Source organism: Parvimonas micra, from assembly GCF_037482165.1.
In the GTDB taxonomy this organism is placed as follows: domain Bacteria; phylum Bacillota; class Clostridia; order Tissierellales; family Peptoniphilaceae; genus Parvimonas.
Map to the genome: position 1 here is coordinate 295,169 of NZ_CP148048.1, position 13,968 is coordinate 309,136.

Below are 13,968 nucleotides of genomic sequence, written 5' to 3' on the forward strand. Positions count from 1 at the left end.
ATGAATAAAGAAAGACTTTTAAATACATTTTTAGATTTAGTAAAGATTTACTCACCTTCAAAAAACGAAATAAATGTTATGAAATATATAACAGAAAAGTTGGAAAAACTAGGAGTTAAATATATTTTACATGACCATTCAGCTGAATATGGCGGAAACACTCCTGTAATTATTGCAAAACTTGAAAAAAATTGTGATGATGAAAAACTTAAATCAATTTCTCTTTCGGCTCATATGGATGTCGTAGAACCTTCAAAGGATTTAGATGTTTACGTTGAGGATGGACTTGTTAAAACAAGAACAGAAACAACTTTAGGTGGAGATGATAAGGGTGGAGTTGCAATTATTTTAGAAACTTTTGAAAATTTAGTTGAAAATAATTTACCACATAATGATATATTTGCAGTTATAACTCCATCTGAAGAAATCGGACTTTTGGGTGCAAAATCAATTAAATGGGAAGAAATTCCATCTGAATTTATGCCTGCAAAAGATATGCTTGTACTAGATAATGGTGGTGGATCAGATTTAGTAGCGGTTGAAGGACCTTGTATGTATAAGATAAATGTTCATTATGAAGGAGCTTCAGCACATGCTGGAATTGAACCTGAAAAAGGAAGAAGTGCAATTATAGCTATGAGTAATGCTATTGCAAAGATGAAAATAGGAAGATTAAATGACCATACTACTTCAAATATAGGTAGTATTATTTCTGAATTTCCAACTAATGTTGTTCCTAAAGATTGTAAAATCAAAATGGAAGTTAGATGTTTAAATGAAGATGAAGCAAAAGAAAATGTTGATAATTATATAGATATTTTTGAAAAAACTGCAAAAGACTTTGAAGTTAAATGCAATATTGAAGTTAAATACGATTATCCACCATTAAAACAAATTGATGGAAATAATTTATTAAATAGAGTTTTAGATGCATATAAAAAAGTTGGGATTACTGCCAAACCAATTAAAATTGGTGGCGGTTGTGACGGAAATATTTATTTAAAAAATGGATTCCATTCTGTAATTTTAGGAGTTGGAATGTACAAAATTCATACGATTGAGGAATATTTAGTTATTTCCGATATGGAAAAAACGGCTGAGGCGGTTATGGAATTTATTACAAAATAGGAGGGAATATGTATAAAGGATATAAATTAATTCAAGAAAAACATATAAAGGATGTAAATTCCGATTGCGTTTTGCTTGAACATGAAAAAACTGGTGCTAGAGTTTTTTTGATGAAAAATAATGATGACAATAAAACTTTTAGCATCGGATTTAAAACTATTCCTAAAGATAACACAGGAATTTGCCATATAATTGAGCATTGTGTACTATCTGGTTCAAGAAAATTCCAAACAAAAGAACCTTTTATGGATATGGTAAAAATAAGTACAGCAACATTTTTAAATGCTATGACTTTTCCTGATAAGACTGTTTATCCTGTTTCTAGTAGAAATGAAAAAGACTTTAAAAATTTGATGGATGTATATATGGATGCTGTTTTCTATCCTGCGATGAAATCTGATAGAAGGATTTTTATGCAAGAAGGTTGGCATTATGAACTTGAAAATGAAGAAGATGAACTTAATATTAAAGGTGTAGTTTATAACGAAATGAAGGGAGCTTATTCTGTTCCTGAAACAACTCTTTATTATAAAGTAAATAATGCCCTTTGTCCTGATACTGTTTATGCTAAAGAATCAGGTGGAGAACCTTATGAAATTCCAAATTTAACTTATGAAGATTTTTGTGAATTTCATTCAAAATACTATCATCCTTCCAACTCATATATTTATCTATATGGGGATTGTGATATGGAAGAAAGACTTGAATTTTTGGATAGAGAATATCTTTCAAACTTTGAAAAAGAAGAACTTGATAATTTTGAAGGAAGTCAAGTACCTTTTGATAAACCTAAAAATGTCTTTGATGAATATTCAGTTTCAAAAGATGAAGATACTAAAAATAAGACATTCTTAGCTTATGTTTCTTGCTTTGGAGAAAGTGATGGGCTAAAAGATGGAATTATATCAAGATTACTAAATGAAGTTTTGATTGAGATGCAAGGTGCATATTTAAAAGAAGCTCTTCTTAAAGAAAATATATGCGAAGATGTTTCTTCGATTTCTATGGAATCTACAAAATTTTCAAGTTTTGGAGTTTATGTTACAAATTCAGAAAGGGAAAATTTAGATAAATTTAAGGAAGTTGTAGAAAAAACTTTAACAGATGTTGTTAATAAAGGAATTGAAAAAGAAAAACTAATTGCGGTATTGAATAGAACAGAATTTTCTGTAAGAGAACTTTTAAATTCTACAACTGCTGGAATAGAATGTATGTTACATGTTTGTGACAATTGGTTGTATGGTAAAAATCCTATGGAATCTTTAGCTTTTGATGATGCTTTATCAGAAATTAGAGAAGAAATTCTAAATAATAGATTGTTAGAAAGAATTATTGAAGAAAAGATTTTAAATAACAATCATAAGGCATTTATTGTTCTTTCACCGAGTGCTGGACTTAATGACAAAAAAGATTTAGCTCAAAAAGAGTGGTTAAAGAGGTATAAAGACTCATTAAATAAAATTCAAGTTGAAAAAATAATAGAAAATACTAAAAATTTAATTGAATATCAACAAACTGAAAGTTCTGATGAACAAAAAGCTACAATTCCAAAATTAAAAATTGAAGATATTGATAAGGAAACTTTAAAAATTCCGAATGACATAGATAAAGTGGAAGATATAACAGTTTTAAAACATGATATTTTTACTTCAGGTATTAACTATGTAGATATTTGTTTTGATTTAAAACATATCTCAAAAGATGAAATAGTATATTTATCATTAATCGAAAATCTATTAAAATCTTTGGATAAAAAATCAATGTCTTACAAAGATTTTACAGTTGAAACATTTTTACGTTGTGGAGGAATTTCAACTACAATTGCAACTTTGACAAATTCAAAAAATAGGGAAAAATTTGTTCCAAAATTTGTTGTAAGTGTAAAATTCTTCTCTGAAAAACTTAAAGAAACTGCAGAGCTTGTAAAAGTCTTATTAAAAGAAACAATTTTTACAGATAAGAATAGAATAAAAGAAGAAGTTTTAGCTATAAAAGGTGAATTGGAACAAGATATTATCGGAGCTGGTCATCTTTATGGAATAAACAGAGCAAAATCATATTATTCAAATAAGGCTTATTATGATGAAAAAGTTAAAGGTATTGATTATTTGAGATTTATTCAGGATTTAGCCGAGAATTTTGATGAAAAAATTGATAATGTGATTGAAAAAATGGAATTTGTTTACAATAGGATGTTTAAGTTAAACGAAACAATTGTAAATATAACAACAACAGAGGATAATTTTGATAATATAGAAAAAGAATTTGTTGGACTTGTAAAAGAGTTTCCTAAAATAGAAGATTCTCCTTATGATTTTACATTTGAAAAAGAGAATTTAAAAGAAGGAATTGCAACATCATCTGATGTAAATTATGTTACTTTTGCCGGGGATATGAAAAAGTACGGTATAGAGTATTCAGGAAGTTTTGCATTGCTTTCTAAAATTTTGAGTACTACTCATATGCATAATAATATCAGAGCGATAGGCGGAGCTTATGGTGCTGGATTTAGTATAACTAGAGATAGTGAAATAATTATGTTCAGCTATAGAGATCCTAATTTAAAATCCACAAAAGAAATTTTTTCAACAGTAGGGGAATTTGTTTCAGAAATGGAACTTTCAGAAGAAGATTTAGAAAGTTTTAAAATTTCAATGGTAAAAGATTTTAATCCATTACTTACACCAAAACATAAAGGTTATACTTCTATGATTATGTATATTACTGGGTCAGATGAAAAAGAATTAGAAATCTATCTAGAGGAGCTTTTAAATGCAAGATTAGAAGATTTAAAAGGACTTTCAGAAATAATAGGTAAAGTATTAGATCAAGATACTTTTGTAGTTGTAGGAAATGCAAATAGAATAAAGGAAAATTCTGAAGAATTTAAGAATATTCTGGTTTTAAAAAAATAACCAATAAGTTTTATATTTATTATATTACACAAGATAAAAAGCACTGCATATGCAGTGCTTTTTATATAGAAAATCTTTATAAATAGAGCTTTTTGTATAAGAAATTAATATAATAAAATTATTGACTTAAGTAATTATTACAAATATAATTAAATAAAATAGATAGTTAAAATTTAAAAATTATTTTATTAAATGGAGGAATTTTATGAAAAAAAGAAATCTTGTTTTATTATTAGTTTCTGCATTAGTTCTATGTTCTTGTGGAAAAACAGCTAAGAGAGCTGATGACAAAACTACTACAAAAACTGATGATACTAAAGAAAAATTGACTATTGGAAAAGTTGATTTAAATGATCCTGATTTGGAAGAAAAGTGGAAAAAAGAACCAGCTTATGGAAGAAAGATAATTATAAACTTTGATGGTGGACTTTGTGCTTCTACTTTAGGGGTAACTCATGCAAAGGGATATTTTGCAAAACAAGGATTAGAAACTCAAGTTGTTAATAATCCAGAACCTAAAGATGCGATAGCAACAGGGAAAATTGATGTTATGGTTGAACATATTTCAACATCTCTTATTCCTGCTGTTAATGGTCTAGATATAACTTTTACAAGAGCTGTAAATACAGGATGTAGAACTATGTTTGTTTTGAAAGATTCAGATATTAAGTCAACAAAAGATTTAGAAGGAAAAACTGTTGGAGTTCATGGCGGAATTGGTTCAGGTGATCACAATATAAGTCTTAGATTTTTTGCAAAAGATAATGTAGACCAAACTAAGGTTAAATTTAAACCAGTAGAAAGTGCAGCTTTAATCCAAGCTATGAAAAACGGTGAAATACAAGCTTGTGTATTGTCAGATCAATATGCAAAAGAATTTATTGATAAAGGAATAATTAGAGCAATTCGTTCAATAACTTGGGATGATGATTTTAAAATTGAACCATGTTGTGTACTAATTTTAAATAAAAAGTTTGTTGAAGAAAATCCTATTACTGCTGCAAAGATTACTGAGGCACATAGACAAGCAAGTGAATGGGTAGAAGATCACAAAGAAGAAACAGCTGACATTGTAAAGGCAAATAACTGGGGTTCTGGAGATAGAGATACAGATATTTACTTTTTGAATGCTTATAGCTTTAGAATTTCAGATGAACAAACTGAGAAATCCTTAAATGATATAGTTAGAGATTATAAAAAGTTTGATTTGATAGATAAAAATAAAGAAGCTAAAGATATTTTGAGAGATGTTTGGAAACCAATTAATCAAAAATAAATAGTAATTGTTAATAAAAAAGAGTTGTTTAATTATAACTCTTTTTTATTATATATTATGATATGTTAATAATGTATTATTGATTGAGTAAAACTATTTCATAAAATTTACTAATAAATAGGACTTTTACTATTAAAAATTAATATAAATAAATTGTTGACTTAATTATTTAAGATGTTATAATTTATTTAGTCAAAAATATTTTAAATTATAAAAAAGATTATTACATAAATTAACAAAGTTTTTTGGCGATTATTTATATGGAGGGTGTTTATGAATAAGAAAGGAATTAGTTTATTGCTATTATCAGCTATGCTATTTAGTGTTTCAGGATGTGGAAATACTGCAAAGAGGGCTGATAACAGCCAAAGTTCTGAAAAGAAAGAAGAAAAAAGTGGAAGTAAGATGACCATAGCGGATGTTGATTTGAATGATCCTAATTTAGAGGAAAAATGGAAAAAAGAGCCACGTTATGGAACAAAAATCATTTTAGGATACAACGGGGGACTTTGTACTTCTGGTTTAGGAATTGCTCATGTTAAGGGATTTTTGGCTAAACAAGGTTTAGAAGGTGAGATTAAAAACTTACAATTATCTGTTGCAGATGCTATTGGTACAGGTAAGTTAGATGCGACTACAGACCATATTTCTACTTCTGTTGTTCCTGCGGTAAACGGAACTAATATGGTATTTACAAGGGGAGCGCATACTGGTTGTAAATCTCTTTTTGTTTTAAAAGATTCAGATATTCAAAAAACAAGTGATCTAATTGGAAAAGAGGTTGCTATTCATGATGGAATTGGAGCATCTGACCATAATATAGCTTTAAGATTTTTATCAAGAGATAAGGTTGACTATTCAAAAGTTAAATTTAAAAATGTAGAAACTGCTGCAACTATTCAATCTATGCAAAATGGAGAAATTCATGCAGCGATGTTTTCAGATCAGTTTGCACAAAAGTTTGTTGATCAAGGAATTATTAGACCGATTCGTTCAATAACTACTGATGATGATTTTAAAATCGAACCTTGCTGTGTACTTATTTTAAATAAAAAATTTGTTGAAGAAAATCCTATAACTGCAGCAAAACTTACGAAGGCTCATAAGGAAGCTAGTGATTGGATTGAAGAAAATAAAAAAGAAGCTGCACAAGTAATTAATCAAAACAATTGGGGTTCAGGAAATGCTGATTCTGACCAAAAATTTTTAGAAACATATAATTTTAAGGTTACTGATGAGAGAACTACTGAATCATTGACAGATGTTTTAAAAGATTATGCAGAATTTAAATTAATAAAACCAGAAGCTAATTCAAAGGAAACTTTAGCGGAAATTTGGAGACCTATGAAAAAATAATTTGGAGTAAATATGAGTATTGATGTAAAAAACTTGACTAAGGAACAGTTAAAGGAAATAGAACAGAAGCCAAAAAGCAATTTATATAAATTATTTGATAAAATTATTATATTTTTGCCTGTAATAGCTATAGTAATGGCTTTATTAGAATTTTATTATGTTCCTAATTATGGAGAAAATGGAATAACTGATGTTTATGGCATATTTTTGGGAGTACAACTTGCTTTATTTTTAATTTTTGGAATTTTATCATTCTTTTTAAAGAGAGTTTATTATAAAATTAGACATATTGCTCCCCTAGCTACATTTGTCTATATTTTGCTTATTTTATATGATTATGCAACTTTAAAGACAAATTCACTTTTACTACCTTATTTTCCTTGGGTGGATAATATTTTAAATGCAATGTTAACTGATAGAGCTTATTTGCTAGATTGTATTAAAAATTCATTGAAGTTATTATTTACTGGTTATTTTTGGGGAGTTTTAATTGGACTTATAACTGGTATTGCTTGTGGTTATAGTAAAATTGTAAGTTATTGGATTTCTCCTTTTATGAAATTATTAGGAGCAATTCCATCTATTACTTGGATTCCTGTAATAATGGTATTCGCAAGTTCTCTTTTCAAAGGTGCTGTAATAGTAATTGCACTTGGGGTTTGGTTTTCAGTAACAATGTCTAGTTATACGGGAATTAAAAATATCGATGTAGCCTATTATGAAGCAGCGAGGACATTGGGTGCTAGTGAAAGACAGTTAATTTTAAATATAGCAATTCCATCCGCACTACCACATATCTTTCAAGGTTTAGTGATGGGTATGAGTACGGCCTGTGTATCATTGTTAGCTGCTGAAATGATAGGAGTTGAATCCGGACTCGGTTGGTATATAACTTGGCAAAGAGGCTGGGCAAAATTCTCTAATATGTATGGCGCCATAATCATAATTTGTATTATATTTGTTATAGTAAATTTTGCTTTGGGATATATTAGAAAGAAAGTTCTTAAATGGCAAGAAGGAGTGATACAATAATGGAAAAGAGAAAATTAGAATTAAGGAATGTCACAAAGATTTTTCCAAATTTTGATAATAAGGGTATCACTGAAGTTCTTCACGATATAAATTTAACTGTTGAAGAAGGAGAGTTTGTTTGTATAGTAGGACCTTCTGGATGTGGAAAATCTACCCTGTTAAGATTAGTTTCTGGATTAATTCCTGTAACTACTGGGGAGCTTAAGTTAAATGATAAATTAATTGAAGGAACGAATGTTAATAGAGGAATGGTTTTTCAAAAACATACTTTATTTCCTTGGTTGACACTTAGACAAAATGTAGAATTTAGTTTTAGAATGTCAGGAAAATTAAAAGAAAATAAAGAAAAAGTTGATAGATTTATCAAGATGATAGGAATGGAAGAATTTCAAAATTTCTATCCTCATCAACTTTCAGGTGGAATGGCTCAAAGGGTTGCACTCATAAGGACTATGATAACTGAGCCTGAAGTTTTCTTGCTAGATGAACCTTTGGGTGCTTTGGATGCTTTTACAAGAATGAATATTCAGCATGAACTAATAGAAATGTGGAAAAGTAATAAAAATATGATGTTTATGCTTGTAACACATGATGTGGACGAGGCAATTTATCTTGGAACTAGAGTTATTGTTATGGCACCAAGACCTGGAGTTATAAAGGAAGATATAAAGATAGATATGGAATATCCTAGAAATAGAAATAGTGATGAGTTTATAGAACATAGAAAGCATATTTTAGATGTTCTTAACTTTACAACTTAATTTAAGTTGATATTTATATTGACGATAGTTTGATTATATAATGTTCCCTATAAGCAAAAGAGATGAGTTTGTCAGCGACTTGTCTTTTTTGCTTATAATAGATTTATCTTATGAATAATGATTATTTAATAAGAAAAAATAATTTAACATTTTAAAGCAAATAATATATAATCTAAGTAGTTGCTTTTATGTATACTTATAAAACTAGAAAGGAGTTAAAATGAAAGAAGAAACAACTAAAATTAAACTTCCTAGTAAATTTGAGGATTTTAATGAAACTAGAAAAAATGGTTTTTTAAAGATGAAAGAATTGAAAGAATCTGGTCAAAAGGTTGCTGGTATATTTTGTACATACACTCCTCAAGAAGTGATTTATGCTACCGGACTCATTCCGGTTAGCTTATGTGCCACAACTGAAGATTCTATAAAATACGCCGAAAGAGATTTGCCTAAGAATCTTTGTCCACTGATAAAATCAAGTTATGGTTTTGCTGTAAGCGACACTTGCCCATATTTTTATTTTTCTGATATTGTAATTGGAGAAACAACTTGTGACGGAAAGAAAAAAATGTACGAACTTATGGGAGATTTTAAAAATGTTCATGTAATGCAATTACCCCAAAATAATAATGATGAGTTATCATTGAAACTCTGGACTAATGAAATTTATAAATTAAAAAGAAAGTTGGAAGAAACTTTTGATGTGGAAATAACTGAAGAAAAACTTTGGGATGCAATAAAGATGGGAAATCAGGAAAGAAAAAATTTAAGAAATTTTTTTGAACTTGGAAAGCTAAACCCCTCACCTTTAAGTGGAGTTACAATGAGTGGGACTCAAGATGCTTTTGGTTTTAATTTTAATAGAGAAGAAAAAAACAAAAGTATTGTTGAAAAAACTAAAGAAGTTTACGAAATGTGGGAAAACGAACTGAAAGGTAAGAAGAGCAAAAGGCCAAGAATTTTAATTACTGGTTGTCCGGTAGGAGGAATTCGTGAAAAAATATTGACTAAAATTGAGGAAGCAGGAGCTGATATTGTAGTTTATGAAAATTGCTCTGGTGTTCGTGAAAAACTTGAACTAATTGATGAAAATATGGATAATCCAATTGACGCGATTGCAAAAAAATATCTTAACTTAAGTTGTTCTGTTATGTCACCTAATGAAAAGAGATTTAGGGACTTGGATATGTTGATAGATGAATATCAAGTAGATGCAGTTATAGAAATTGTACTTCAAGCTTGTCATACATTTGCTGTAGAATCTACAAAAGTTAAAAAGTTTGTAACAGAGAAGAAAGGCAAGCCTTATATGTATATAGAATCTGATTATTCTATGACGGATGTTGGACAGGTTTCAACTAGAATTGAAGCGTTTTTGGAGATGATATAATGAATATAGGAATAGATATAGGATCAACAGCATCAAAAGTTGTTGTTTATGATAAGAATAAAGATGAAATACTTTATAAAATATTGATGCCATCAGGTTGGAATAGTAAAGAAACTTCTGGAGAAATTTACAATAATTTAGTTGAGAATGGATTTGATGTTGATAATTCATTCGTTGTAGCTACTGGATATGGAAGAGTTTCAGTTCCGTATGCAGATAGAGTTGTTACAGAAATTACTACACATTCCAAGGGAGCAATTTATTTGTTGAAAAGGGATTGTGATGTAATTGATATTGGTGGGCAAGATACAAAAATTATAAATATAACAGATGGTTTAGTTAGTGATTTTATAATGAATGATAAATGTTCAGCAGGAACAGGAAAATTTTTGGAGATTATGAGTAATCGATTAGGAGTTACTTTGGATGAAATGTTTGAATTATCCAAAGTAGGAACACCAATTCCTATAAGTTCAACTTGTACTGTTTTTGCAGAATCTGAAATTATTTCTCTTATGGGACAAGGTCGAGCAAAAGAAGATATAGCGAGTGGTGTTGTTCACTCAATTGCAAATAAGGTTGTTGGTCAAACTAGAAAATTCAGAAATGAAGCGGATTTGTATTTCTTAACGGGTGGCTTTTCGAATAATGCTTATATGGTTGAGCTTTTAGAAAAATTATTAGGTAAAAAAGTTGAAACGCACGAATTAGGAAGATTTGCTGGTGCTTTAGGAGCTGCATTGATGGGAGAATAAAATAAAAAAAGTTCTGTTTTGGGATTTAGCTCATTTTTACAGAACTTTTTTTACTATATAAATTAAACAAAAAAAGAAAGCTTTAAGCTTTCTTTTAAGTTTTACGGTGATTTGGGGGTACACCGCAATTTGGAGAGAGTAACTCATCGAAATTATAATGAGTAATATAGGTTATGTTATTCTTTAAAGTAAAACATCTTTAATGCTAAGCGCTAAAATTTTACTTAACAAAAGTATATCACGCTTTTTAAAATAAGTCAATAGTTTTTATAAATTTTTTTGAAAAAATATTCAAAAAAAATTCTTTTTTAGCTTCTAAATTTTTACCTTATTTTATAATAAAAGGTATAGTAAAAGCTTGAGAGCTTAAAATTTTTGTCTTTTAATTAAAATTGTGGTAAAATAACTAAAAGTATACTATGGATTTATATAATATAAAGGAGATTTTATGAAAAGGAAATCTTATGCAAAAATAAATTTAACTTTAGATGTAATTGAAAAAAGAGAAGATGGATATCATAATATAGATGGAATTATGCAAATGATAGATTTATATGATGAAGTTGAAGTTAAAATATCTGATAAATTTGAAATTACCTCAAATTCTAAAGAAATTCCTTTAGATGAGAAAAATTTGGTTTATAAAGTTTATTATGTTATGAAAGAAAAATATAAATTTAATGAAAATTTCTCAATACATATTGATAAAAATATACCAGTTTCTGCGGGAATTGGAGGAGGAAGTAGTAATTCTGCAGTTGTAATTGAGATGATTAATGAACTTTTAGGACTTAAAATGAGTTTAGAAGATCGAAAACAGATAGGAAGAAAAGTAGGAGCTGATATTCCATATTTGCTCGTTGGTAAAACTGCTAGAACTAGGGGAATAGGTGATGAACTTGAAATTCTTGAAAGTTTACCGACTACAGATATTCTTATTGTAAATAATGGAGTTGAAATTTCAACGCCTTATGTTTATTCAAAAATAGTTCCAAGTGGTAATAGTGAAAGAGTAGATAAACTCATAAGTACATATAAAAATAGAAAATATGATGAATTTTTTAGTAATTTATATAATGTAATGGAAGAAGTGTCAATTTCATATTGCCCTGAAATTAAAAATATCAAAGATAAAATGTATGAATTTAATTGTGTTAAATCTCTTATGAGTGGATCAGGGCCAACTGTTTTCGGGATATTTAATAATAAAGATATAAATGATGCTTATGAGTTTTTTAAAAAAGTGTATAAAAATACTTATAAAGTAAAGACAATGGAGAGATAGAATGGATAATAGAGCGATAGGAGTTTTTGATTCTGGAATTGGTGGACTTACCGTTGTAAAAGAATTGATGAAAGTTCTTCCAAATGAAAAAATAGTATATTTTGGAGATACAGCTAGAGTTCCTTATGGCAATAGAAGTGAAGAGGCAATTAAAAGATTTTCTGAAGAATGTATAGAATTTTTGAACAAAAAGGATATAAAGGCTCTAATTATAGCTTGTAATACAGTTTCAGCAGTTGCGCTTGAAATGCTTAAAGAAAAGTTTGATATGTATATACTAGGAGTAATTGTTCCCGGAAGTAGAATGGCAAGTGCTGTAACAAAAAACAAAAAAATTGGTGTAATTGGAACTAATGCTACAGTTTTAAGTGGAGCTTACGAAAAAAATATAAAAAATGAAAATCTGAAAAATGCAGTCTATTCAAAGGCTTGTCCTTTATTTGTACCAATTGTTGAAGATGGTTTATCAGATTCGAAAATAGCATTGGATATGACTGAATTTTATTTGGATGAATTGATATCTCAAGATGTGGATACTATAGTTATGGGTTGTACTCATTATCCTATATTAGAAAATACAATAAAATTGGTAGTTGGTGAAAATATAAATTTGGTAAACCCTGCAAAAGAAACAGTAGTAGAAATGAAAAGATATTTAGAAAAAAATAATCTATTAAATGAAGAGTTGAAAAACAATAATAATATATTTTATATAACGGATGATGAAAATAAATTTAGAAAAAATTTACTTGATTTTATAAATATTAAAAATCCGAATATTAAAAAAGTAGATTTAAAATAAATGAATAAAAATAAGAACTACAACTTTCTAGGATGCTTCACATCGGTGGGTACCTTGAACCTTGTTGTTTCACAAAAAAAGCCATTTAGAAACATTCTAAATGGCTTATCTACTGTTTAAAATAAATTTTCAAATTAACTATTTGCTTTTGAAAAATAAGATGTTAGGCCAAACTATAGCATTTGTAACTTCACTAGCTTTATAATATCTGTCTTTTCCAACAAGTTGACCATTTTTATATTTTCTAGATCCTGAGTCAGGGTCATATACTTCAAAATAAAGTTCATTATTTATATATTTATATCCCTTAACAATAAAAGTATGACGAACAACTTGTGGATCGTTATGGCTCTTTCCGATAGTTGAAGGATTATTACGAGCTCCGGATATTTTAGTCATATCTGCAAAAAACATTCCAATATAACCATCCTTAACATATTTTCTTATTGGCATATCACTCATATTTCCACGTTTAAAATTATATGTTACATATTTAATATTTCTCTTTTTTAATGCATCTAACATTATATCAGGTATCCATCCTTTACCATCTGCTAGATATTCATTTCTAAGAGATTCTCCAGTATCATTACTATTTGGATCTAAAAATTTTAAAATCATAGCGGTACAAGTAGGAACACAATTATCCATGTGGTATTTTCCTGTTACATTTTGATCCATATACCAGTCATAATCTTTGTTATTGGAAACAGTTACACCTTGAGCTGCTTCTTCTTCTCTAATCTTCTTTTCATTTTCTATTTCTTGTTCATATTGTTTTACTTTGTTTTTCTTTTGCTCTTCAATTTCTTTTTGCTTTTTTGCTTTATCTTCTAGCTCTTTTTCTTGCTTTTCTAAATCTTTCGCAATTCTTTCTGCTTCTTGATTTGTCTTTTTGATATTTTGATTTACGCTTTTATTTGAACAAGCTGAAGTTGAAATTGTAATAACTAAAGCTAAAGATAGTAACCTAATAAATTTTTTCATAATATCCTCCTAAATTAAATATTATTGTAAATTTAATTACAGAGTTATTATACCACAATTTTGTTATGTATAAAAATAATTACATTAATTTATAAAAATATAAGATTTTATACAAAAAACATTAAAAAAAAGTATTGACAAGCACTCTAATAACTGATATAATAAAGACCCAGTGAAAACTGGGTCACTTTTTTTGTAAAAATTTAATAAAAAATTTTTTAAAAAAGTGTTGACAACCAAAAAATGTTGTTGTATAATATAATGGTTGTTGTGAAACATTA

The 13,968-nt window shown here is 28.2% G+C and carries 11 protein-coding genes; 10 read left to right on the forward strand and 1 reads right to left on the reverse strand.

Annotated elements, in window-relative coordinates:
- From WFJ11_RS01410 to murI, 10 genes are all read left to right on the forward strand, one after another.
- Entirely contained in the window at window positions 1-1,128 is a 1,128-nt protein-coding gene (locus WFJ11_RS01410) for a M20/M25/M40 family metallo-hydrolase (protein ID WP_293440911.1), read from the forward strand.
- An 8-nt stretch (window positions 1,129-1,136) separates the two neighbouring features.
- Window positions 1,137-4,043, forward strand: a complete 2,907-nt coding sequence (locus WFJ11_RS01415; RefSeq protein WP_293440914.1) for an insulinase family protein — start codon at window positions 1,137-1,139, stop codon at window positions 4,041-4,043.
- 205 nt (window positions 4,044-4,248) lie between these two features.
- Entirely contained in the window at window positions 4,249-5,319 is a 1,071-nt protein-coding gene (locus tag WFJ11_RS01420) for an ABC transporter substrate-binding protein (protein ID WP_293440916.1), read from the forward strand.
- Window positions 5,320-5,592: 273 nt separating this feature from the next.
- Window positions 5,593-6,675: an ABC transporter substrate-binding protein gene (locus WFJ11_RS01425; RefSeq protein WP_293440919.1), complete on the forward strand. Its 1,083-nt coding sequence runs from the start codon at window positions 5,593-5,595 to the stop codon at window positions 6,673-6,675.
- Between the two features lie 12 nt (window positions 6,676-6,687).
- Window positions 6,688-7,707 (forward strand): ABC transporter permease, encoded by a 1,020-nt coding sequence (locus tag WFJ11_RS01430; RefSeq protein WP_293440921.1) that lies wholly within the window; start codon window positions 6,688-6,690, stop codon window positions 7,705-7,707.
- A complete protein-coding gene (locus WFJ11_RS01435; RefSeq protein WP_313961491.1) occupies window positions 7,707-8,468 on the forward strand; it encodes an ABC transporter ATP-binding protein in 762 nt (253 codons plus the stop codon). Before WFJ11_RS01430 ends, WFJ11_RS01435 begins: the two co-directional genes overlap by 1 nt.
- 220 nt (window positions 8,469-8,688) lie before the next feature.
- Window positions 8,689-9,858, forward strand: coding sequence for a double-cubane-cluster-containing anaerobic reductase (locus WFJ11_RS01440; RefSeq protein ID WP_338817531.1), 1,170 nt, complete (start codon window positions 8,689-8,691; stop codon window positions 9,856-9,858).
- The gene (locus WFJ11_RS01445) at window positions 9,858-10,613 is read left to right on the forward strand and encodes an acyl-CoA dehydratase activase (protein WP_338817532.1); all 756 of its coding nucleotides are present in this window, start codon (window positions 9,858-9,860) and stop codon (window positions 10,611-10,613) included. The genes WFJ11_RS01440 and WFJ11_RS01445 overlap by 1 nt, the downstream gene beginning before the upstream one ends.
- Window positions 10,614-11,061: 448 nt before the next feature.
- Entirely contained in the window at window positions 11,062-11,898 is an 837-nt protein-coding gene (gene ispE / locus WFJ11_RS01450; protein ID WP_338817533.1) for a 4-(cytidine 5'-diphospho)-2-C-methyl-D-erythritol kinase, read from the forward strand.
- Window position 11,899: 1 nt separating this feature from the next.
- Window positions 11,900-12,700: a glutamate racemase gene (gene murI, locus WFJ11_RS01455; protein WP_338817534.1), complete on the forward strand. Its 801-nt coding sequence runs from the start codon at window positions 11,900-11,902 to the stop codon at window positions 12,698-12,700.
- 138 nt (window positions 12,701-12,838) lie between these two features.
- On the opposite strand, the gene WFJ11_RS01460 is transcribed toward murI, so the two are convergent.
- Window positions 12,839-13,687: a lipoprotein gene (locus WFJ11_RS01460; RefSeq protein ID WP_009354756.1), complete on the reverse strand. Its 849-nt coding sequence runs from the start codon at window positions 13,685-13,687 to the stop codon at window positions 12,839-12,841.
- Between the last annotated feature and the right edge of the window lie 281 nt (window positions 13,688-13,968).

Bases quoted from the DNA above. Each gene is read 5' to 3' on its own strand.
- WFJ11_RS01410 (WP_293440911.1), top strand. From the start codon at position 1: ATGAATAAAGAAAGACTTTTAAATACATTTTTAGATTTAGTAAAGATT.
- WFJ11_RS01415 (WP_293440914.1), top strand. From the start codon at position 1,137: ATGTATAAAGGATATAAATTAATTCAAGAAAAACATATAAAGGATGTA.
- WFJ11_RS01420 (WP_293440916.1), top strand. From the start codon at position 4,249: ATGAAAAAAAGAAATCTTGTTTTATTATTAGTTTCTGCATTAGTTCTA.
- WFJ11_RS01425 (WP_293440919.1), top strand. From the start codon at position 5,593: ATGAATAAGAAAGGAATTAGTTTATTGCTATTATCAGCTATGCTATTT.
- WFJ11_RS01430 (WP_293440921.1), top strand. From the start codon at position 6,688: ATGAGTATTGATGTAAAAAACTTGACTAAGGAACAGTTAAAGGAAATA.
- WFJ11_RS01435 (WP_313961491.1), top strand. From the start codon at position 7,707: ATGGAAAAGAGAAAATTAGAATTAAGGAATGTCACAAAGATTTTTCCA.
- WFJ11_RS01440 (WP_338817531.1), top strand. From the start codon at position 8,689: ATGAAAGAAGAAACAACTAAAATTAAACTTCCTAGTAAATTTGAGGAT.
- WFJ11_RS01445 (WP_338817532.1), top strand. From the start codon at position 9,858: ATGAATATAGGAATAGATATAGGATCAACAGCATCAAAAGTTGTTGTT.
- ispE (WP_338817533.1), top strand. From the start codon at position 11,062: ATGAAAAGGAAATCTTATGCAAAAATAAATTTAACTTTAGATGTAATT.
- murI (WP_338817534.1), top strand. From the start codon at position 11,900: ATGGATAATAGAGCGATAGGAGTTTTTGATTCTGGAATTGGTGGACTT.
- WFJ11_RS01460 (WP_009354756.1), bottom strand. From the start codon at position 13,687: ATGAAAAAATTTATTAGGTTACTATCTTTAGCTTTAGTTATTACAATT.